The sequence below is a fragment of the Bradyrhizobium sp. SZCCHNS3016 genome (assembly GCF_032484535.1).
In the GTDB taxonomy this organism is placed as follows: Bacteria; Pseudomonadota; Alphaproteobacteria; order Rhizobiales; family Xanthobacteraceae; genus Bradyrhizobium.
This window is the reverse complement of record NZ_JAUETE010000004.1, coordinates 359,409-378,113: the sequence shown is the minus strand read 5'-3', so window position 1 is coordinate 378,113 and position 18,705 is coordinate 359,409. Positions and strand designations below refer to the sequence as shown.

Sequence of the window (18,705 nt, the reverse complement as noted above, 5' to 3'; positions counted from 1 at the left end):
GATTGTATCTGGTTGTCAAATCGACCGTTCCGGACATCGACGGAAACAAATTTCTCAAAAGCACTTCGGCAGCCGCTTCGTCCTTGCCCGGCTATCGCAATGATCTCGCCATGTAGCGCACCGTCTTGGCGCCGCCATGGATGCTGGCCGCCGCCAGCGGCGCGAAGCCGAGCGCAGCATGGAACGCGTCCGACTGCGGATTGGGCGGATCCAGATTGACCTCGCAGACGATGCGGTCGTGGTCCGCCGCGGTCGCCTCCCGAATCAGCTCCTCATAGAGCTGCCGCGCCAGGCCCCGGCCGCGAGCGGCCGGCGCCACCACGATGCGGTCGACATAGATGAACCGATCGTAGCGCGCGCGAAACCAGCGGTGATTGGGATTATCGTAGACGGCGGCGTGGTCCAGCGCGATCATCAGCGCATCGGCCCCGCCAATCCGCCAAGCCCGCCATGCCTGATCGAGCAGCTGCATGAGCGTTTCGGGCGTGAGCCACGACAGCTCGGAGGCATGCGCGTTGTTGAGCGCGAGCAGTGCGCCCGCGAGCGCAGGATCTGCGCGCAAACCGGCCGCGCTCATGGGTGTTGTCAGCAACGTCATGCGCGGCGATCGCTCCAAGCAGCCCAGCAGAAAAAAGGGCCGTCCCCGTTTCCGGGGACCGCCCTCGTGTCGGTCCGTGAACCGCATGCTCCTCACGAGCATCTCGTCTCACGAGAAGCGGTCGCTGCAAGCGCTGCGGCTCGGCCTTTGCGTCAGTGGACGCTCACGGCCTGGAGTTCGTGGCTCCACGCATTCGCAATCGCTGCTTCGCGGCTGTCGGTAAGCATGATCGGCGTGCCGTCGGCGGCATGCAAGGCGAACAGCTTCAGTCCCGGCGCGATGTGCGGCGCCTGCGGAAACAGTCCCGGTACATCTTCGGAGCGGATCTGCTTCACATAAGCGATGTGGCCCTCGCCCAGGGTCGCCAGTGACTCCAGGGAGACGGGGGATTCCGACGCGACATTACCTTCAGTCATGGTCTCGACTCCTTCTGAGACTCAAGCGGTCGAGTCCGCTACTCGTTCCATCAAACCATTATTCGTGTTCATTGATAGCGATTGTCTTAACGATCCGCTCAGGCTCGGGCCTGGCCAGATCGACCGACAACAACCCGTTCTTCAGGTCCGCACCGAGCACATGCATTCCCTCCGCCAGCACGAAGGTGCGCTGGAAGTGGCGCGCGGCGATGCCGCGATGAATGTATTGCCTGGTCTTGTCGTCCTGCTGCCGGCCGCGGATGACGAGCTGGTTTTCCTCAATGGTGACATCGAGTTGGTCGCGGGTAAAACCCGCCACCGCCAGCGTGATCCGCAGACGCTCGGGCTGGCCATTGGTGCGCTCGAACCGCTCGATATTGTAGGGCGGATAACCGTCGGCACCTTTGACGACGCGGTCGAGCACGCGCTCGATCTCGTCGAAGCCCAGCAGGAACGGACTGGAGAGCGAAGGAACACGAGACATGGTTTACAAAGTCCTCTCGAAGCGACTTTGATGTATCAGGGCCCTGACGGCACCCCTTGAGCAGCAATATGGGCACGATCCGGGGTGCGTTCAAGCACCCCGAATGCGCCGGAACGGCCAGCCTGTGGAAGGGTTTAAACGGACAGCCGCTGCCGGCCGTCGGCCGAGAACAGATGCAGCTTGGCCCGCGGCGCCACGGCGCGAATCCGCGCGCCGATCTCCGGCGCGGCGGTGCCCGGCAGCCGCACGATGATGTCGTTGGCGGTCGCGGTGAGCCGGTCATCGCTGCCCATATCCTGGCGCGCGCCATAGACATAGGTCTCGGCGCCGACATGCTCGATCGCCTCGACGCGGAGGTCGAGCCCGACCCCGCCCGCCGGAACGGTGTCGCCGAGCTGGAAATCCTCAGGCCGGATGCCGAGCTGGCCCGCCTCTGCGGGAACCGCGTCGGCGCCATGCAACTGGGCGCGCACGCCATCGGTCGGCATCAGGTTCATCGGCGGTGCGCCGATGAAGGACGCGACGAAGGTGGTCGCGGGCTTCTGATAGATGTCGAGCGGATTGCCGATCTGCTCGACCTTGCCGCCGTTCATCACCACCAGGATGTCGGCGAGCGTCATGGCCTCGAGCTGGTCGTGGGTGACGTAGATCGCGGTGGTGTTGAGCCGGCGCTGCAATTTGCGGATCTCGACCCGCATCGCGATGCGCAGCTTGGCGTCGAGGTTGGACAGCGGCTCGTCGAACAGGAACACCTTGGGTTGGCGCACGATGGCGCGGCCCATCGCCACGCGCTGACGCTGGCCCCCGGACAGCTGCCGCGGCTTCCGCTCGAGCATGGAGCCGAGCTCGAGAATGCGCGCGGCGTCCTCGACGCGCGTCCTGATCTCCTTCTCCGCCATGCCGCGATTGCGCAGGCCGTAGGCCATGTTGTTATAGACGGTCATGTGCGGATAGAGCGCATAGTTCTGGAACACCATCGCGATGTCGCGATCGGCAGGCTCGATGGCATTGACGATGCGGCCGCCGATGTCGATCTCGCCCGACGTGATCGTCTCGAGCCCCGCGACCATCCGCAGCAGGGTGGATTTGCCGCAGCCCGACGGCCCGACCAGCACGCAGAACTGACCATCGCCGACATCGACATCGACGCCTTTGATGGCTTCGAAGCCGCCGGGATAGACCTTGCGGACGTTGCGGAGTGTGACGTTGGCCATGGGTTACCTAGCGAATAGCGAATGGGGAGTGGCGAACAGGGAAGGGGACGAAGCGAGCCGTTGCGCGAACATCCCTGTTCGCCACTCGCCATTCGCTATTCGCCCCCTCGTCACTTTTCCGTCTCCACCAGCCCCTTGACGAACAGGCGCTGCATGACGACGACGACGAACACCGGCGGCAGCATCGCGAGCACGGCGGTCGCCATGACGACCGGCCACTCCGTCAGCGCGTCGGTCGTCGTGATCATCTTGCGGATGCCGATCTGGATGGTCTGCATGTCGTCGCGCGTGGTGATCAGCAGCGGCCAGAGATATTGATTCCAGCCGAGGATGAACAGGATCACGAACAGCGCCGCCATGTTGGTGCGCGACAGCGGCAGCAGGGTGTCCCAGAAGAAGCGGAGCGGCCCGGCGCCGTCGATGCGGGACGCCTCCAGCAGCTCGTCCGGCACGGTCATGAAGAACTGGCGGAACAGCAGCGTGGCGGTGGCCGAGGCGATCAGGGGCAGCGCCAGCCCCGCATAGCTGTCGAGCATGTGCAGGTCGGCGACGATCTTGTAGGTCGGATAGATGCGCACCTCGACCGGCAGCATGAGGGTGATGAAGATGAGCCAGAAGATCGGCATGCGGAACGGGAAGCGGAAGTAGACGACCGCATAGGCCGAGATGATCGAGATCGCGATCTTGCCGACGGCGATCAGCAGCGCCATGACCAGCGAGTTCAGCAGCATGGTCGCCACCGGCTCGCGGGTCGAGCCGCTCGTGCCGACGAAGATGGTCTGATAGTAGGTCGACAGGAAGTGCCCGCCCGGCAGCAGCGACATCTGCCCGTTGGCGATGACCGCATTGTCCTGCGTCGAGGCGACGAACGCGAGATACACCGGGAACGCCACGATCGCGATTCCGATCCACAGGATGGCGTGCGCGACGTAGCGTCGAATGCCTTCTTGCTCGACCATCAGTAGGTCACCTTGCGCTCGACGAAGCGGAACTGGATCGCCGTCAGCACGATGACGATGACCATCAGAACGACGGACTGTGCGGCCGACGAGCCGAGATTGCCGCCGAGCAGGCCGTCCGTGTAGACCTTGTAGACCAGCGTCTCGGTGGACTTGCCCGGGCCGCCACGGGTCATCGTGTCGATGATGCCGAACGTCTCGAAGAAGGCGTAGACGATGTTGATGACCAGCAGGAAAAAGATGGTCGGCGACAGCAGCGGGAAGGTCACGGTCCAGAACCGCCGCATCGGCCGCGCGCCGTCGATCGCGGCGGCCTCGAGCACGCTGCGGGGGATGCTCTGCAGCCCGGCGAGGAAAAACAGGAAGTTGTAGGAGATCTGCTTCCAGGCGGCCGCGAGGATGATCTGCAGCGCCGCCTGGTCGCCGTCGAGCAGCGGATTCCAGTCGATGCCCATCGCGCGCAGATAGCGCGAGATCACGCCGAGCGACGGATGCAGCATGAAGATCCAGAGCACGCCCACCACCGGCGGCGCGACGGCATAGGGCCAGATCAGCAGCGTCCGGTACAGCGTGACGCCGCGCAGCGGCTTGTCCGCCATGACCGCGAGCAGCAGCGCGACCGAGAGCGACGAGAGCGCGATGGCGAAGGAGAAGCCGAATGTGCGGAGAATGGCTTGAAAATAGTCCGGCTGACTGAGCAGGTCGGCGTAGTTCTCGAACCAGACGAAGCTCGTGGACAGGCCGAACGCGTCCTGCAGCAGGAACGACTGGATAACGGCCTGGATCGCGGGCCAATAGAAGAAAATCAGCACGATCGCGAGCTGGGGAGCGACCAGCACGAACGGCAGCAGTTTTGATTGGAAGATGGCGTTCTTCTGCATGGTCGGTCGGCGAGCCGGCAGGCCCCGGGTGGCCTGCCGGCTCTTGGCCTCACTTCACGGCCGTCTTTTCGAACTGGCGCAGCATTTGGTTGCCGCGCTCGACCGCGGCGTCCAGCGCCTGCTTGGCGGTCTTCTTGCCGGCCAGAGCCTGCTCGATCTCCTCCGACCAGACGTCACGCAGTTGCACCATGTTGCCAAGACGCAGGCCGCGGGAATTCTCCGTCGGCTCCTTGTTGGTCAATTCGAGCAGCGGCGTCTCCAGGTAGGGCTGATCCTTGTAGAAGCCCTCGGCCTTGGCCTTCGCGTAGGCCGCCTTGGTGATCGGCAGATAGCCCGAGGCCTTGTGGATATAGACCTGACGATCGGTGTCCGAGAGGAAGGTCAGGAACTTCGCCACGCCCTTGTATTCGTCCGCGCTCTTGCCGCCCATCACCCAGAGCGAGGCGCCGCCGATGATCGAGTTCTGCGGTGCGCCCTTGGCGTCGGGATAATAGGGCATCGGCGCAGCGGTGAAGGCGAACTTGGCCTGCGCCTTGACGTTGCCGAAGAACGCCGACGAGGTCAGGTAGATCGGGCATTCGCCCGAGGTGAAGCGGCCCTCGCCGGTGTTGGTGCGGCCGGCATAGTCGTAGGTCTTGTCCTTCTGCAGCTCGACCAGGTTTTCGAGATGCTTCACCTGCAGCGGACCGTTGAACTCCAGCACGGTGTCGAAGCCGTCGAGACCGTTCGCCTTGCTGGCGAGCGGCACGTTGTGCCAGGCGGAGAGCTGCTCGAGATTGACCCAGGTGACCCACGAGCCGGAGAAGCCGCAGGTCGGATGGCCGGCCGCCTTCAGCTTCTTGGCGGTCTCGAACAGCTCGGGCCAGGTCTTCGGGATCTCGGCGTTGACCTTCTTCAGCTCGTCGAGATTGACCCACATGACCGTGGAGGACGAGTTGAAGGGGAACGACAGCATCTCGCCCTTCGAGGTCGAATAGTAGCCGGTGATGGCCGGCAGGTAGCTCTTGGGATCGAACTTCTCGCTGGCGTCCTGCATCAGCTTGTAGACCGGCTTCACGGCGCCGGTGGCGGCCATCATCGTGGCGGTGCCGACCTCGAACACCTGCATGATATGCGGCGCATTGCCGGCGCGGAAGGCGGCAATGCCGGCATTCATCGTATCGGCGTAGTTGCCCTTGTAGGTCGGAACGACCTTGTAGTCGGTCTGCGAGGTGTTGAAATCGTTGGCGAGCTTGACGATGACGTCGTTGTTGGCGCCGGTCATCGCGTGCCACCACTGAATCTCCGTCACCGCATGTGCAGGTGCGGCGGCGCCAAGGACCAGCGTGGCTGCCGCGGCGGCGGCGGTCCAGAATTGTCGAAGTGACATTAAAAAATACCTCCCATGGAACGTCATCGGCGTCGCGGCCGTAGCAGCGCGAGATGACAGTTTTGTGAATGTATAACCGGTTGGATCGTCAGCGGAAAGCGCGTTCGTCGCGGCTTCGCGGCGGAATGCCGCGACTTGCGCGAGACGGCGCGGCGCCGGGGCGATGCCCCAGGCGACGCTAGCGTGGGGAGACGACAGGCTGATGGCGCTTCAGCGCTTGCGCTCGGCGCACACCGTGCCCTGGGACAGCAGGGCCTGGATCTCGTGCTCCGAGTAGCCGAACTCGCTGAGCACCTCCTGCGCATGCTGGCTGAACTTCGGCGGGGTGGAGCGCAGGGTCGGCTTGGTGCGTTCGAGCCGGATCGGCGACGCGACGCCCTTGTACCAGTCCTTTTCGATGACATCGCCGCGGTAGATCGTGTGCGGATTGGTCAGCGCCTGGTCGATCTTCTGCACGGGTCCCGCCGGCAGGCCGGCCGCGAGCAGCCGGTCGCACAGCGGCTCCGCCTCGAATTGGCTGAAGACGGCGGCGAGTTCGCCGCGCAGCGCCTCGCGATTGGCGACGCGATCCTTGTTGCGGGCGAAGCGCGGATCGGTGCCGAGCTCCGGCCGGCCGATTTCCTTGGCGAGCTTGCGGAAGGTGCCGTCATTGCCGACGCCGATGAAGATATCGTCCGTCTTGGTCGGGAAGATCGCGTAGGGAACGAGGTTCGGATGCTCGTTGCCGGTCAGCGACGGCGGCTTGCCGTGCATGAAGTAGTTTGCGGTATGCGGATGCATGATCGCGAGGCCGGTCTCATACAGCGTGACCTCGAGGAACTGGCCGAGCCCAGAGCGCTGCCGCTCCGACAGCGCCATCAGGATGCCGATCGCGGCATAGAGTCCGGTGGTGATGTCGACCAGCGGCACGCCGATCCGCATCGGTCCGCTCTGCGAGGAGCCGGTCGCGGCGATCATGCCGGTCATCGCCTGGATGATCGCGTCATAGCCGGGATTGCCGCCGCGCGGACCGTCGGCGCCGAAGCCGCAGATGCGGCAGTGCACCAGCTTCGGGAATTTCCCGCGCAGCGTGTCGCTGCCGATGCCCCACTTCTCCAAGGTGCCGGGCTTGAAGTTCTCGATCAGCACGTCGGCGGTCTCGAGCATCCGCATCAGCACGACGCGGCCACCCTCGGAAGCGAGATCGAGGCCGATCGAACGCTTGTTGCGGTTGATCCCGACGAAATAGGCGGCGTCCTCGTCGTGGAAGGGAGGGCCCCAGTCGCGGACCTCGTCGCCGGCCGGCGGTTCGACCTTGATCACGTCGGCGCCGTGATCGGCCAGGATCTGTGTGCAGTAGGGCCCGCCGAGCACGCGCGTCAGATCGATCACGCGCAGTCCGGCCATGGCGCCGGGAGCAAATTGGGGTGTCATCGGATGTCGCGAGGTTGGTTTCAGCTCGCGGCCATTAAGCATTGCTGCGGCGCTGGTGCAAACGCGGCTCGCCGAATGGCGCCGTCGCGAAAACGCGAGGCCTGCCCTGCGGCGGGCGCGGGAAAACGCTGCCGCAGGGCGGAATTCAGCCTCAGACGACGGTCAGCTTGACGTCGACATTTCCGCGCGTGGCGTTGGAATAGGGGCACACCTCGTGCGCCTTGGCGACCAGAGCCTCGGCGTCGGCCTTGGCGAGGCCGGGCAGCGACACCGCGAGCTCGACGGTGATGCCGAAGCCGCCTTCTGAACGCGGGCCGATGCCGACGGTCGAGGTCACCGACGTGTCGGCGGGAACCTTCGGGCCGCCCTGCGAGCCGACAAACTTCATCGCGCCGATGAAGCAGGCCGCATAGCCGGCCGCGAACAACTGCTCCGGATTGTTGCCGGCGCCGCCGCCGCCGCCGAGCTCCTTCGGGGTGGAGAGCTTGACCTTGAGCGAGCCGTCGAGGGTCGCGGCTTCGCCGTCGCGGCCGCCGGTCGCCTTGGCGCTGGTCTTGTAGAGCACGTTCACGGACATGGGGTGTCTCCCGGTTGGATGGACGAATTCAGTGGGACCATATTGCACACAATTAGATTGTGTACAATATAATTGTTCGGTAGAAAATTCGTGATCGGGGCGCCGGGCCCGTTGTCGACCCGAGGCGTGCGGGCTCAAGATGCCGATAGGATCGACCTGTGGTGACCTCGATGCGAAAGAAGTCCGCGGCAGACCTGCCGCTCCAGCTCGGCAACCAGCTCTGCTTCGCCGTCTATTCGACCGCCCATGCCTTCAACCGGGTCTACAAGCCTTTGCTCGACCGTCTCGGCCTCACCTATCCGCAATATCTGGTGATGCTGGTGCTGTGGGAGCGCGACGGCCTGTCGGTGAAGGAGATCGGCGAGCGGCTATTCCTGGATTCCGGCACGCTGACGCCGCTGCTGAAGCGGATGGAGGCGCTGCATTTCATCAGGCGGACACGATCGGCCGAGGACGAGCGTCAGGTGATCGTCACCCTCACCGCCCAGGGCGCGGGACTACGCGACAAGGCAAGGTCGATCGTGCCGCCCGCGATCCTGGATGCGACGGGCTGCTCGATCGCTGAGCTGGCCGACCTGCACGGCAAGCTGGTGCGCCTGCGGGAGCATCTCAATGCGGTTGTGGAGGGGTGAGGAGCGGCCAGACTGGACCGGGCAGGCGCTTCTTTGAGAATGCCCGCCCAGAATGCGATTTCAGGTAGGTCTCGAACGCCAACGCGCGATGCTTGTCCGGAAAGGCGCAATACCAGACCAGCATCCACGGCATAAACTTGGATGTGTGAACTGAGCCGCCAGCGTTGTGATCCTTCAGGCGCTGTCTGATGTCCGCTGTCGCGCCGACATATTCCTGCTCGGGGAAGCGAGGCTGCGGATGATGTAGACGTATCACATGCGAAGGCACTCGCCGCGAAGGACTGCGGGCAGCATTCTGCAATCGGGAAGGGAGTTTGTCATCCCGGCTGCCTGCGTACGAAATCAAGTCGTAAACCGTAGGCAGGCGTGACTCGAGAAAACACCAGCTGGATAAGATGAGGGGCCTCTCAAAGCCCGGCTTCGCCAAGGGGCTTCGCCGGGCACCACGCTTCGCCCTTCGGGCTCCGTCGTGGCTGCGCCACGCGTAGCCCGAAGGGCGAAGCGTGGTGGAGCCAGGCGGGATCGAACCGCCGACCTCTTGCATGCCATGCAAGCGCTCTCCCAGCTGAGCTATGGCCCCTGAACCGAACCGGCGGTCTGGGTGACCGCCGGGGAGCACCGTGAACCACAGTTCGCGGCTGATCTCAAGTGTCTTCGACGATTATTCTTCGTCGCCGCCGACATCGCCGATGATGTCGGTCACGTCCTCGTCGCCTTCTTCCTCGTCGGCGATGAAGGTGGAATCATCATCCTCGTCGTCGTCGAGGGTCTCGTCGATCTCGATGTCGTCCTCGGTCTCAGGCACGACGGCCTTGACCTTGCCGGTGTTCTCCTCGGCATCGGCCTCCTCGAGCGACACCAACTCCTCGGCCTCGGCGGGCTCGACCACGTCGGCCGCCGCAGCGGCACGCGCAGCCTCGCCGCGCATCGCGCGGGTCGGAGCCACGGGCGCGATCGGCACGACCTCGCCGGTGTAGGGCGAAATCACCGGGTTCTTGTTGAGGTCATAGAACTTTTTGCCCGTGGTCGGGCAAATGCGTTTGGTTCCGAGCTCGGATTTGGCCACGTGCAGGCGTCCTGGCAATGTCTGAAAAGCGGTGTCTCACTTGGCTAGTTGCCGCGCCGCTGTCAATAGCGCTGTCAACGGGAAAATCACCGCTCGTGACGGAGGGCGGGGGCTGTGATACCTGCCGCGTCCGAAACACGAGGATCCTGCCGTGAGCACGTCAATCGCCCCGACTCCCCTGGAATCACGGGCCTCCGGGCCCCTCTCGGGCACGATTCGCGTGCCCGGCGACAAGTCGATCTCGCACCGGGCGCTGATCTTGGGGGCGTTGTCGGTCGGCGAGACCCGAATTTCCGGCCTGCTCGAGGGCGAAGACGTCCTCAACACCGCCCAATCGATGCGGGCCCTGGGTGCGAAGGTTAGACGCACCGGCGACTTCGCGTGGACCGTCCGTGGCGTGGGGGTCGGCGGCTTCGCCCAGCCGAGCGCGCCGCTCGATTTCGGCAACTCCGGCACCGGCTGCCGGCTGGTGATGGGCGCCGTCGCCGGCTGCCCGATCTCGGCCGTTTTCGACGGTGATGCCTCGCTGCGCAGCCGCCCGATGCGGCGCATCCTCGACCCGCTGGTGCTGATGGGCGCCAAGGTCACCGCCATCGCCGAGGGCGGCAAGCTGCCGTTGACCCTGCAGGGGGCCAGCAACCCGGTCCCGATCGAATACCGCACCCCCGTCGCCTCGGCCCAGATCAAGTCGGCCGTGCTGCTGGCCGGCCTCGCCGCGCCCGGCGTCACCACGGTGATCGAGCAGGAGGCGAGCCGCGACCATACCGAGCTGATGCTGAAGCATTTCGGTGCCGAGATCGTGACCACGCCGGAAGGCACCCACGGCCGCCGCATCGCGCTGACTGGCCAGCCGGAGCTAACAGGCGCGCCGGTAATCGTGCCGGCTGATCCGTCGTCGGCTGCGTTCCCGCTGGTCGCTGCGCTGATCGTCGACGGCTCGGATCTGGTGCTGTCGGACGTGATGACCAATCCGCTGCGGACCGGCCTGTTCACGACCTTGCGCGAGATGGGGGCCTCGATCGAGGAGGACGACGTCCGCGGCGATGCCGGCGAGCCGATGGCGCGCCTGCGCGTGCGCGCCTCCAAGCTGCGCGGCGTCGTGGTGCCGCCGGAGCGGGCGCCGTCGATGATCGACGAATATCTCGTGCTGGCGGTCGCCGCCGCCTACGCCGAGGGAACCACGGTCATGCGCGGTCTGCACGAGCTGCGCGTCAAGGAATCCGACCGGCTGGAGGCCACCGCGGCCATGCTGCGTGTCAACGGCGTCAAGGTCGAGATCACCGGCGACGATCTGATCGTCCAGGGCAGGGGCCATGTGCCGGGCGGCGGGCTGGTTGCGACCCACATGGACCACCGCATCGCGATGTCCGCGCTGGTCATGGGGCTGGCCTCCGACAAGCCGGTCACCGTCGACGACACCGCCTTCATCGCCACCAGCTTCCCCGATTTCATTCCGCTGATGTGCAAGGCGGGCGCGGATTTCGCATGATCATCGCCATCGACGGCCCGGCTGCCTCGGGCAAGGGCACCATGGCCAAGCGTCTCGCGGCGCATTACGGCCTCAGGCACCTGGATACGGGCGTGATTTACCGGGCCGTCGCGCATGCGCTACTGACCGCCGGCACCGACCTCAAGGATGAGACCCGGGCGGCGGACGTCGCCATGACCCTGGATCCCTCGACCTTCGACAACCCGGCGCTCAGGTCGCACGAGGTCGGGTCCGCGGCCTCCGTGGTCTCGGCGTTGCCGAAAGTGCGCGAGGCGCTGGTGGCTTTCCAGCGTCAGTTCGCGAGCCAGCCGCCCGGCGCCGTGCTCGACGGCCGCGACATCGGAACCGTGATCTGCCCGGACGCCGAGGTGAAGATCTACGTCGTCGCCGATCCCCGCATCCGGGCGCATCGTCGCACCCTCGAGGCGCTTTCGCGTGGGGAACCGGCCGACGAGGCGGCCATTCTGGCCGACATCCTGGCGCGCGACGAGCGTGACCAGAACCGGGCCGTTGCGCCTTTGAAACAAGCCCCGGATGCTGTCTTGCTTGACAACTCCCATTTGGATATAGAAGGCGGCGTCCGGGCCGCCATCGATATCGTCGAGGCCGTTCGAGCGGGCCGTCAGCGGGTTTGATTTCCGCCGGCGTCATTGGAGGAATGCCCGCTCCCGCCCTTGACCGTCGATAGCTCGATTGCGGTTCAATCGAGTCCGATCATCCGGACGCACTTCATACGTATCGCATGTGCAGGCACTGCCGGCCCGCGTCGTTTGCGCTTATCGCGCATCGCGCGGACGTCTGGGGATTTGTGGACCTCCAGGCACTGTCCATTCGATGCGCCGATCAACCCAAGCTGGCGAGAATGTCCGCATCTGGAGAACAAATGGCTTCGAGTACCTCTGCTTCTTCCTACAATCCCAGCCGCGATGATTTCGCCGCGATGCTGGACGAGTCCTTCACCAAGGGCAACCTGCAGGAAAGCTCCGTCGTCAAGGGCAAGGTTGTTGCGATCGAGAAGGACATGGCCGTCATCGACGTCGGCCTGAAGACCGAAGGCCGCGTGGCGCTGCGCGAATTCGCCGGGCCCGGCCGTGACAGTGAATTGAAGGTCGGCGACGAGGTCGAGGTGTTCCTCGACCGCATCGAGAACGCGCTCGGCGAAGCGGTGCTGTCGCGCGACAAGGCCCGCCGCGAAGAGAGCTGGGGCAAGCTCGAGAAGGCGTTCCAGAACAACGAAAAGGTCAACGGCGTCATCTTCAACCAGGTCAAGGGCGGCTTCACCGTCGACCTGGACGGCGCCGTGGCCTTCCTGCCGCGCTCGCAGGTCGACATCCGTCCGATCCGCGATGTCGCGCCGCTGATGAACAACTCGCAGCCGTTCCAGATCCTCAAGATGGACCGCCGCCGCGGCAACATCGTCGTGTCGCGCCGCACCGTGCTGGAAGAGACCCGCGCCGAGCAGCGCCAGGAGCTGGTGCAGAACCTCGAAGAGGGTCAGGTCATCGACGGCGTCGTCAAGAACATCACCGATTACGGTGCGTTCGTTGACCTCGGCGGCATCGACGGCCTGCTGCACGTCACCGACATCGCGTGGCGCCGCGTCAACCATCCGACCGAGGTGCTCAGCATCGGTCAGACGGTGAAGGTCAAGATCATCAAGATCAACCACGAGACGCACCGCATCTCGCTGGGCATGAAGCAGCTGCTCGACGATCCGTGGCAGGGCATCGAGGCGAAGTATCCGCTGCAGGCCCGCTTCCACGGCCGCGTCACCAACATCACCGACTACGGTGCGTTCGTCGAGCTCGAGCCGGGTATCGAAGGCCTGATCCACGTCTCCGAGATGTCGTGGACCAAGAAGAACATGCACCCCGGCAAGATCGTGTCGACCTCGCAGGAGGTCGAAGTGCAGGTGCTCGAGGTGGACAGCGTCAAGCGCCGCATCTCGCTCGGTCTCAAGCAGACGATGCGCAATCCGTGGGAGGTCTTCGTCGAGAAGCATCCGACGGGCTCGACCGTCGAGGGCGAGGTCAAGAACAAGACCGAGTTCGGTCTGTTCCTGGGTCTCGAAGGCGACGTCGACGGCATGGTCCATCTGTCGGATCTCGACTGGAAGCAACCCGGCGAGCAGGTCATCGACAACTACAAGAAGGGCGACATGGTCAAGGCCGTGGTGCTCGACGTCGACGTGGAGAAGGAGCGCATCTCGCTCGGCATCAAGCAGCTCGAAGGCGATCCCTTCGCCGAGCCGGGCGATGTCAAGAAGGGTGCGGTCGTCACCTGCGAAGTGCTCGACGTCAAGGACGGCGGCATCGACGTCAAGATCACCGGTACCGACTTCACCACCTTCATCAAGCGCTCCGAGCTGGCGCGCGATCGCAACGACCAGCGCACCGAGCGGTTCGCCGTCGGTGAGAAGGTCGATGCCCGCGTGATCCAGTTCGACAAGAAGGCCCGCAAGGTGCAGGTGTCGATCAAGGCGTTGGAAGTCGCGGAAGAGAAGGAAGCCATCGCGCAGTACGGCTCGTCCGATTCGGGCGCCACGCTGGGCGACATCCTGGGCACCGCGCTCAAGAACCGCGACTCGAAGTAAGCCTTCGGTTCGCGTGATCAGATCAAAGCCCCGGCGAAAGCCGGGGCTTTTTTTGTTCCAGCGAAGCAGAGATACGCGCTCTGTTCCGGGCGGATCGGCCATCCGGCCGCTTCGCCGCAAGCCTTCCTTTCTTCAAATTGCGCCGCGATTGATGTAATCGGATAACGAGATATTCAGGCTGCGGATGCAAAACGCGCCGAGACTTCCAGGAGCTGTCCATGTCGCTTGATTCGGATGTGATCGTCGATCGCCGCAGGCTGCGCCGCAAGCTGACGTTCTGGCGCGTCGTCGCGGTGCTGATTGCGATTGCGGCTCTTTCCGCCATCGGTCTGGCGATGTCACCGCGCGGCCGCACCGCGCTCTCGACCTCTGGCTCGATCGCCCGCGTCAATATCGAGGGACTGATCCGCAGCGACCATGAGCGCGTCGCGGCGCTGGAGCGGCTGGAGAACTCCTCGGCGGAAGCCGTCATCGTTCACATCAATTCGCCGGGCGGCACCACCGCCGGCTCCGAGCAGCTCTACGACTCGCTGGTGCGGCTGAAGGCGAAGAAGCCGCTGGTCGTCGTCGTGGAAGGCCTGGCGGCTTCCGGCGGCTATATCGGCGCGATCGCTGCCGATCACATCGTCGCGCAGCAGAGCTCGCTGGTCGGCTCGATCGGCGTGCTGTTCCAGTATCCGAATGTCGGCGAGCTGTTGAAGACGGTCGGCGTGAAGATCGAGGAGGTCAAATCCTCGCCGCTGAAGGCCGCCCCCAACGGCTACGAGCCGACCAGCCCGGAAGCGCGCGCGGCGCTCGACGCCCTGGTCAAGGATTCGTACGCCTGGTTCCGCGGACTGGTGAAGGACCGCCGTGCCATGAACGATGAGCAGTTGGAGAAGGTGGCCGACGGCCGCGTCTTCACCGGCAGGCAGGCGATCGAGCTGAAGCTGATCGACGAGCTCGGCGACGAGAAGACCGCGGTCGCTTGGCTCGTCGCCAACAAGAACGTCAAGAAGGACCTTCCGGTGCGCGACTACAAGCTCACGCCGCGGTTCGGCGATCTGACCTTCCTGCGAACGGCGACCTCGATCGCGCTCGATGCCGTCGGCCTCTCCGGGATCGCCCGCCAGATCGAGCGCACCGGCGTGGTCCAGGCGGTGGATCGGATTGGTCTCGACGGCATGCTCGCGCTCTGGACGCCCGCGCCGGGCAATTGAACCCGCCAAGACCATCCCCAGGGCGATCTTCCCGTTTCGCGTGTGCCATGGCGAGGCCCCGTACCGGGCCTCGCAACGCGATTCACGGCCGCGATGAATGATTTAGCGTCTTGACAGTCCAGCATATTTTCACGGAAATGGGACCTGTCTCCCCGGGTACATTTTCTCGATGATCAAATCCGAGCTTGTTCAGCGTATCGCCGAGCACAACCCGCATCTCTACCAGCGGGATGTCGAGAACATCGTCAATGCGATCCTCGATGAGATCGTCGCGGCGCTCGCCCGCGGTGACCGCGTCGAGCTGCGCGGCTTCGGCGCCTTCTCGGTCAAGCATCGGCCGGCCCGCGCCGGGCGCAACCCACGGACCGGAGCTCACGTCCCGGTGGACCAGAAAAGCGTCCCGTTCTTCAAGACGGGCAAGGAAATGCGCGAGCGGCTTAACCGGGACAATCCCGCCGGCGCCGCGGCTGACGACGCCGACGATTGAAGCATCTCGCGCCGGCCGTGCTAATCGTCTGCGGCTGATTTCGAGGTGAATCCGGCCTGACTGACACGAGCGAGCGCATGCGAAAATTCTTCACTGTCGTGGTCGTCCTTCCGCTGCTGGTACTGTTCGTCATCTTCGCGGTCGCCAATCGGCATTTCGTTACCGTATCGTTTGATCCCTTCAACGCGACTGATCCGGCGCTTGCGGCGTCGGTCCCGCTGTTCGCCTTGATCATCGCCGTCGCGATCCTGGGCGTGATCGCGGGTGGCTGTGCCACCTGGATCGGCCAGCGCCGCTGGCGCCGGGCCGCGCGCCGCCATCAGGCCGATGCCGAAGCGGCCCGCGCGCAGGTGGCGCAGCTCAGCGCCGCGGCGCGTGCAAATCAGGGGCCGGCACAATCCCTGGTTCCGGCGGCGCCGGCGCGCCTTTTCGCCCCTTATGGGCGAGACAAGCAGGGCGCCGCGTTGTAGAAGGCGCCAAAGCTCGGCGGCCTTCGAAGCCGCGGGCTTCTGGTGATCCTTTCCGCCCGGACGTGCGTTGTTCATCGATGTCCCTGATCGTCAAAATCTGCGGCCTGACCACGCCCGACACCCTCGCTGCGGCGCTCGACGCGGGCGCCGACATGGTGGGCTTCGTGTTCTTTCCGCCGTCCCCACGCCATGTCGGTCTGACGGCCGCGCGTGAGCTGGGTCGTGACGTCAGGGGCCGCGCGTTCAAGGTGGCGCTGACCGTCGATGCCGACGACGCGACTGTCGAGAACATCGTCGAGACCCTGCACCCCGATCTCCTGCAGCTGCACGGACGTGAAAGCGTCGCGCGCATCCGTGACCTCAAGCAGCGCTTCGGCCTGCCCGTCATGAAGGCCATCCCGGTCGCGACCGCCGCCGATCTCGCGCCGCTGGCGGGCTATGCCGATGTGTGCGATCGCATCCTGTTCGATGCGCGGGCGCCCAAGGATGCGACCCGCCCCGGCGGCCTCGGTGCCACCTTCGATTGGCGTCTGCTACAGGGCCTGAAGCTCGATCGCCCGTTCATGGTCTCTGGCGGCCTGAGCGTCGACAACGTCGCCGAGGCTGTGCGGATCACCCGCGCGGGCGGCGTCGACGTGTCATCGGGCGTCGAGCGGGCGCCGGGTGTGAAGGATTGCGACATGATCCGGGATTTCATTCGCGCGGCGCGGGCCGCTGAAGAGTTGAGCGTTCAATGACGACAGCCATTCCCAATTCCTACCGCAGCGGTCCGGACGACCGCGGTCACTTCGGCATCTTCGGCGGCCGCTTCGTCGCCGAAACCCTGATGCCGCTGATCCTCGATCTGGAAAAGGCCTATGCGGAGGCCAAGGCCGATCCCGCGTTTCATGCCGAGATGAACGGCTATCTGAAGAACTACGTGGGCCGGCCCTCGCCGCTGTACTACGCAGAGCGCCTGACCGAGCATCTCGGCGGCGCCAAGATCTACTTCAAGCGCGAGGAGCTCAATCACACCGGCTCGCACAAGGTCAACAACGTGCTCGGCCAGATCATGGTCGCGCGCCGCATGGGCAAGAAGCGCATCATCGCCGAGACCGGCGCCGGCCAGCACGGCGTGGCGACGGCGACGCTGTGCGCGCGCTTCGGTCTCGATTGCGTCGTCTACATGGGCGCGGTCGACGTCGAGCGGCAGCAGCCCAACGTGATCCGCATGGAGATGCTCGGCGCCAAAGTGGTGCCGGTGCAGTCCGGTGCGAAGACCCTGAAGGACGCGATGAACGAGGCGCTGCGTGACTGGGTCACCAACGTCCACGACACGTTTTATTGCATCGGTACCGTCGCCGGCCCGCACCCCTATCCGATGATGGTGCGCGATTTCCAGTCGGTGATCGGCAACGAGACGCGCACGCAGATGCAGGAGGCCGAGGGCCGGCTGCCGGACTCGCTGATTGCCTGCATCGGCGGCGGCTCCAATGCGATGGGCCTGTTCCATCCGTTCCTCGATGATCCCTCGGTCGAGATCTATGGCGTCGAAGCGGCGGGCCACGGCCTGACGCATCTGCACGCCGCCTCGATCGCCGGCGGCCGCCCCGGTGTGCTGCACGGCAACCGCACCTATCTGCTGATGGACGAGGACGGGCAGATCGAGGAGGCGCATTCGATCTCGGCCGGTCTCGACTACCCCGGCATCGGCCCAGAGCATTCCTGGCTGCACGACGTCGGCCGCGTGAACTATTTGTCGGCGACCGACGAGGAGGCGCTTGCGGCGTTCCAGTTGCTGTCGCGGCTTGAGGGCATCATTCCCGCGCTGGAGCCGGCGCACGCGATCGCCAAGGTCATGGAGCTCGCACCGAAGAGGCCGAAAGACCACTTGATGGTGGTCAACATGTCCGGCCGCGGCGACAAGGACGTGCCGCAGGTCGGCGATATCCTGCGAGGAAGGGCGAAGGCATCGTGACCAGACGGATGGATGCGCGCTTCGCGCAGTTGAAGCAGGAAGGCCGCTCGGCGTTCGTCACCTTCGTCATGGGTGGTGATCCCGATCCCGAGACATCGCTCGCCATCGTCAAGGCGCTGCCGCAGGCGGGCGCCGATATCATCGAGATCGGCATGCCGTTCACCGATCCGATGGCCGATGGTCCGTCGATCCAGGCGGCGGGTCTGCGCGCGCTCAAGGCGGGGATGACCCTGAGGAAGACGCTGCGACTGGTGCGCAGCTTCCGCGAGAGCGATGCTGATACGCCGATCGTGCTGATGGGCTACTACAACCCGATCTACATCTACGGCGTCGACAAGTTCCTCGATGATGCGAAGAGCGCCGGCGTGGACGGCCTGATCATCGTCGACCTGCCGCCGGAGGAAGACAGCGAGCTGTGCATTCCCGCCCTGAAGGCCGGGCTGAATTTCATCCGGCTGGCGACGCCGACGACCGATGACAAGCGGCTGCCGGCCGTGCTCGCGAACACCTCCGGCTTCGTCTACTACGTCTCGATCACCGGCATTACCGGCGCGGCGGCGGCGGATTCGTCCGCTGTTGGAGCCGCCGTGGCCCGGATCAAGCGGCATACGGCGCTGCCTGTCTGCGTCGGCTTCGGCATCCGGACACCGGAGACCGCCCGCGCCATCGCCGCCAATGCCGACGGCGCTGTGGTCGGCACCGCCCTGGTCGACGCGCTCCGCGCCAGCCTAGATGCCGAGGGACGCGCGACCGCCAAGACCGTGAGCGCCGTCGCCGATCTGGCCGCTGCGCTGGCAAGGGGCGTGCACGGGGCGCAACAGGCCGCGGAATAGGCCGTCAACCACTATTCGACCGGGCGTCGCGGCCGTCTTGCCGTGACCCCGCCGTCCCGCCATATATC

21 protein-coding genes and 1 tRNA gene are annotated in these 18,705 nt (G+C 65.1%); 10 read left to right on the top strand and 12 right to left on the bottom strand.

The genetic code is table 11. From position 1 onward, the window contains the following. Window positions 1–91: 91 nt before the first annotated feature. From QW881_RS11615 to QW881_RS11575, 9 genes are all read right to left on the bottom strand, one after another. Window positions 92–577 (bottom strand): GNAT family N-acetyltransferase, encoded by a 486-nt coding sequence (locus QW881_RS11615; protein ID WP_409999024.1) that lies wholly within the window; start codon window positions 575–577, stop codon window positions 92–94. A 173-nt stretch (window positions 578–750) separates the two neighbouring features. After that, window positions 751–1,014 carry a DUF1150 family protein gene (locus QW881_RS11610; protein WP_009026315.1) on the bottom strand — a complete coding sequence of 88 codons (264 nt, stop codon included), beginning with the start codon at window positions 1,012–1,014 and terminating at the stop codon, window positions 751–753. Window positions 1,015–1,072: 58 nt separating this feature from the next. After that, window positions 1,073–1,498 (bottom strand): Hsp20 family protein, encoded by a 426-nt coding sequence (locus QW881_RS11605; protein WP_006613108.1) that lies wholly within the window; start codon window positions 1,496–1,498, stop codon window positions 1,073–1,075. A gap of 134 nt (window positions 1,499–1,632) precedes the next feature. After that, complete coding sequence (locus tag QW881_RS11600) at window positions 1,633–2,712, bottom strand: sn-glycerol-3-phosphate import ATP-binding protein UgpC (protein ID WP_315758164.1); 1,080 nt, start codon at window positions 2,710–2,712, stop codon at window positions 1,633–1,635. Between the two features lie 110 nt (window positions 2,713–2,822). Further along, entirely contained in the window at window positions 2,823–3,671 is an 849-nt protein-coding gene (ugpE, locus tag QW881_RS11595; protein WP_315758163.1) for a sn-glycerol-3-phosphate ABC transporter permease UgpE, read from the bottom strand. Beyond that, window positions 3,671–4,552 (bottom strand): sn-glycerol-3-phosphate ABC transporter permease UgpA, encoded by an 882-nt coding sequence (gene ugpA, locus QW881_RS11590; protein WP_315741244.1) that lies wholly within the window; start codon window positions 4,550–4,552, stop codon window positions 3,671–3,673. The genes ugpE and ugpA overlap by 1 nt, the downstream gene beginning before the upstream one ends. Window positions 4,553–4,601: 49 nt before the next feature. After that, window positions 4,602–5,921, bottom strand: a complete 1,320-nt coding sequence (gene ugpB, locus QW881_RS11585; RefSeq protein ID WP_315758162.1) for a sn-glycerol-3-phosphate ABC transporter substrate-binding protein UgpB — start codon at window positions 5,919–5,921, stop codon at window positions 4,602–4,604. 210 nt (window positions 5,922–6,131) lie between these two features. Then, complete coding sequence (locus QW881_RS11580; RefSeq protein WP_316158657.1) at window positions 6,132–7,334, bottom strand: CaiB/BaiF CoA-transferase family protein; 1,203 nt, start codon at window positions 7,332–7,334, stop codon at window positions 6,132–6,134. A gap of 151 nt (window positions 7,335–7,485) precedes the next feature. Further along, the gene (locus QW881_RS11575) at window positions 7,486–7,911 is read right to left on the bottom strand and encodes an organic hydroperoxide resistance protein (RefSeq protein WP_315741241.1); all 426 of its coding nucleotides are present in this window, start codon (window positions 7,909–7,911) and stop codon (window positions 7,486–7,488) included. Window positions 7,912–8,081: 170 nt separating this feature from the next. On the opposite strand from QW881_RS11575, the gene QW881_RS11570 reads away from it, so the two are divergent. Next, complete coding sequence (locus tag QW881_RS11570; protein ID WP_315758160.1) at window positions 8,082–8,543, top strand: MarR family transcriptional regulator; 462 nt, start codon at window positions 8,082–8,084, stop codon at window positions 8,541–8,543. Here QW881_RS11570 and QW881_RS32585 read toward each other — a convergent pair. From QW881_RS32585 to QW881_RS11560, 3 genes are all read right to left on the bottom strand, one after another. Continuing rightward, entirely contained in the window at window positions 8,521–9,087 is a 567-nt protein-coding gene (locus tag QW881_RS32585; protein ID WP_409999026.1) for a GIY-YIG nuclease family protein, read from the bottom strand. The two genes, QW881_RS11570 and QW881_RS32585, sit on opposite strands and share 23 nt — an antisense overlap. Further along, window positions 9,048–9,123 (bottom strand) — tRNA-Ala (locus QW881_RS11565). Before QW881_RS11565 ends, QW881_RS32585 begins: the two co-directional genes overlap by 40 nt. An 81-nt stretch (window positions 9,124–9,204) precedes the next feature. Next, window positions 9,205–9,609 (bottom strand): TIGR02300 family protein, encoded by a 405-nt coding sequence (locus QW881_RS11560; protein ID WP_315741238.1) that lies wholly within the window; start codon window positions 9,607–9,609, stop codon window positions 9,205–9,207. A gap of 151 nt (window positions 9,610–9,760) precedes the next feature. Between QW881_RS11560 and aroA the strand changes: the two genes are divergently transcribed. The 9 genes from aroA to trpA all read left to right on the top strand — a co-directional run bounded on the left by aroA (window position 9,761) and on the right by trpA (window position 18,637). Further along, window positions 9,761–11,098 (top strand): 3-phosphoshikimate 1-carboxyvinyltransferase, encoded by a 1,338-nt coding sequence (aroA, locus tag QW881_RS11555; protein ID WP_315758159.1) that lies wholly within the window; start codon window positions 9,761–9,763, stop codon window positions 11,096–11,098. Then, on the top strand, window positions 11,095–11,733 hold the full coding sequence (gene cmk / locus QW881_RS11550) for a (d)CMP kinase (RefSeq protein ID WP_315758158.1): 639 nt from the start codon (window positions 11,095–11,097) through the stop codon (window positions 11,731–11,733). The genes aroA and cmk overlap by 4 nt, the downstream gene beginning before the upstream one ends. A 248-nt stretch (window positions 11,734–11,981) precedes the next feature. Continuing rightward, a complete protein-coding gene (gene rpsA / locus QW881_RS11545) occupies window positions 11,982–13,691 on the top strand; it encodes a 30S ribosomal protein S1 (protein WP_315758157.1) in 1,710 nt (569 codons plus the stop codon). A 218-nt stretch (window positions 13,692–13,909) separates the two neighbouring features. After that, on the top strand, window positions 13,910–14,890 hold the full coding sequence (gene sppA / locus QW881_RS11540; RefSeq protein WP_316158656.1) for a signal peptide peptidase SppA: 981 nt from the start codon (window positions 13,910–13,912) through the stop codon (window positions 14,888–14,890). A gap of 169 nt (window positions 14,891–15,059) precedes the next feature. Further along, window positions 15,060–15,377, top strand: coding sequence for an integration host factor subunit beta (locus QW881_RS11535; RefSeq protein WP_315716888.1), 318 nt, complete (start codon window positions 15,060–15,062; stop codon window positions 15,375–15,377). A 77-nt stretch (window positions 15,378–15,454) separates the two neighbouring features. Further along, window positions 15,455–15,847: a lipopolysaccharide assembly protein LapA domain-containing protein gene (locus tag QW881_RS11530; RefSeq protein ID WP_315741233.1), complete on the top strand. Its 393-nt coding sequence runs from the start codon at window positions 15,455–15,457 to the stop codon at window positions 15,845–15,847. A gap of 77 nt (window positions 15,848–15,924) precedes the next feature. After that, the gene (locus QW881_RS11525) at window positions 15,925–16,584 is read left to right on the top strand and encodes a phosphoribosylanthranilate isomerase (protein ID WP_315758155.1); all 660 of its coding nucleotides are present in this window, start codon (window positions 15,925–15,927) and stop codon (window positions 16,582–16,584) included. Continuing rightward, window positions 16,581–17,804 (top strand): tryptophan synthase subunit beta, encoded by a 1,224-nt coding sequence (trpB, locus tag QW881_RS11520; RefSeq protein ID WP_315758154.1) that lies wholly within the window; start codon window positions 16,581–16,583, stop codon window positions 17,802–17,804. Before QW881_RS11525 ends, trpB begins: the two co-directional genes overlap by 4 nt. Further along, window positions 17,801–18,637, top strand: coding sequence for a tryptophan synthase subunit alpha (gene trpA, locus QW881_RS11515; protein WP_315758153.1), 837 nt, complete (start codon window positions 17,801–17,803; stop codon window positions 18,635–18,637). Before trpB ends, trpA begins: the two co-directional genes overlap by 4 nt. Window positions 18,638–18,705: the final 68 nt, after the last annotated feature.

What these genes read in the sequence shown, in the direction of transcription:
- QW881_RS11610 (WP_009026315.1), bottom strand. Translation starts at nt 1,014, where the DNA reads ATGACTGAAGGTAATGTCGCGTCGGAATCCCCCGTCTCCCTGGAGTCA.
- QW881_RS11575 (WP_315741241.1), bottom strand. Translation starts at nt 7,911, where the DNA reads ATGTCCGTGAACGTGCTCTACAAGACCAGCGCCAAGGCGACCGGCGGC.
- ugpE (WP_315758163.1), bottom strand. Translation starts at nt 3,671, where the DNA reads ATGGTCGAGCAAGAAGGCATTCGACGCTACGTCGCGCACGCCATCCTG.
- QW881_RS11525 (WP_315758155.1), top strand. Translation starts at nt 15,925, where the DNA reads ATGTCCCTGATCGTCAAAATCTGCGGCCTGACCACGCCCGACACCCTC.
- ugpB (WP_315758162.1), bottom strand. Translation starts at nt 5,921, where the DNA reads ATGTCACTTCGACAATTCTGGACCGCCGCCGCCGCGGCAGCCACGCTG.
- QW881_RS11615 (WP_409999024.1), bottom strand. Translation starts at nt 577, where the DNA reads ATGAGCGCGGCCGGTTTGCGCGCAGATCCTGCGCTCGCGGGCGCACTG.
- rpsA (WP_315758157.1), top strand. Translation starts at nt 11,982, where the DNA reads ATGGCTTCGAGTACCTCTGCTTCTTCCTACAATCCCAGCCGCGATGAT.
- QW881_RS11580 (WP_316158657.1), bottom strand. Translation starts at nt 7,334, where the DNA reads ATGACACCCCAATTTGCTCCCGGCGCCATGGCCGGACTGCGCGTGATC.
- QW881_RS11570 (WP_315758160.1), top strand. Translation starts at nt 8,082, where the DNA reads ATGCGAAAGAAGTCCGCGGCAGACCTGCCGCTCCAGCTCGGCAACCAG.
- sppA (WP_316158656.1), top strand. Translation starts at nt 13,910, where the DNA reads ATGTCGCTTGATTCGGATGTGATCGTCGATCGCCGCAGGCTGCGCCGC.
- QW881_RS11530 (WP_315741233.1), top strand. Translation starts at nt 15,455, where the DNA reads ATGCGAAAATTCTTCACTGTCGTGGTCGTCCTTCCGCTGCTGGTACTG.
- QW881_RS11535 (WP_315716888.1), top strand. Translation starts at nt 15,060, where the DNA reads ATGATCAAATCCGAGCTTGTTCAGCGTATCGCCGAGCACAACCCGCAT.
- QW881_RS32585 (WP_409999026.1), bottom strand. Translation starts at nt 9,087, where the DNA reads ATGCAAGAGGTCGGCGGTTCGATCCCGCCTGGCTCCACCACGCTTCGC.
- ugpA (WP_315741244.1), bottom strand. Translation starts at nt 4,552, where the DNA reads ATGCAGAAGAACGCCATCTTCCAATCAAAACTGCTGCCGTTCGTGCTG.
- QW881_RS11600 (WP_315758164.1), bottom strand. Translation starts at nt 2,712, where the DNA reads ATGGCCAACGTCACACTCCGCAACGTCCGCAAGGTCTATCCCGGCGGC.
- QW881_RS11605 (WP_006613108.1), bottom strand. Translation starts at nt 1,498, where the DNA reads ATGTCTCGTGTTCCTTCGCTCTCCAGTCCGTTCCTGCTGGGCTTCGAC.
- cmk (WP_315758158.1), top strand. Translation starts at nt 11,095, where the DNA reads ATGATCATCGCCATCGACGGCCCGGCTGCCTCGGGCAAGGGCACCATG.
- trpB (WP_315758154.1), top strand. Translation starts at nt 16,581, where the DNA reads ATGACGACAGCCATTCCCAATTCCTACCGCAGCGGTCCGGACGACCGC.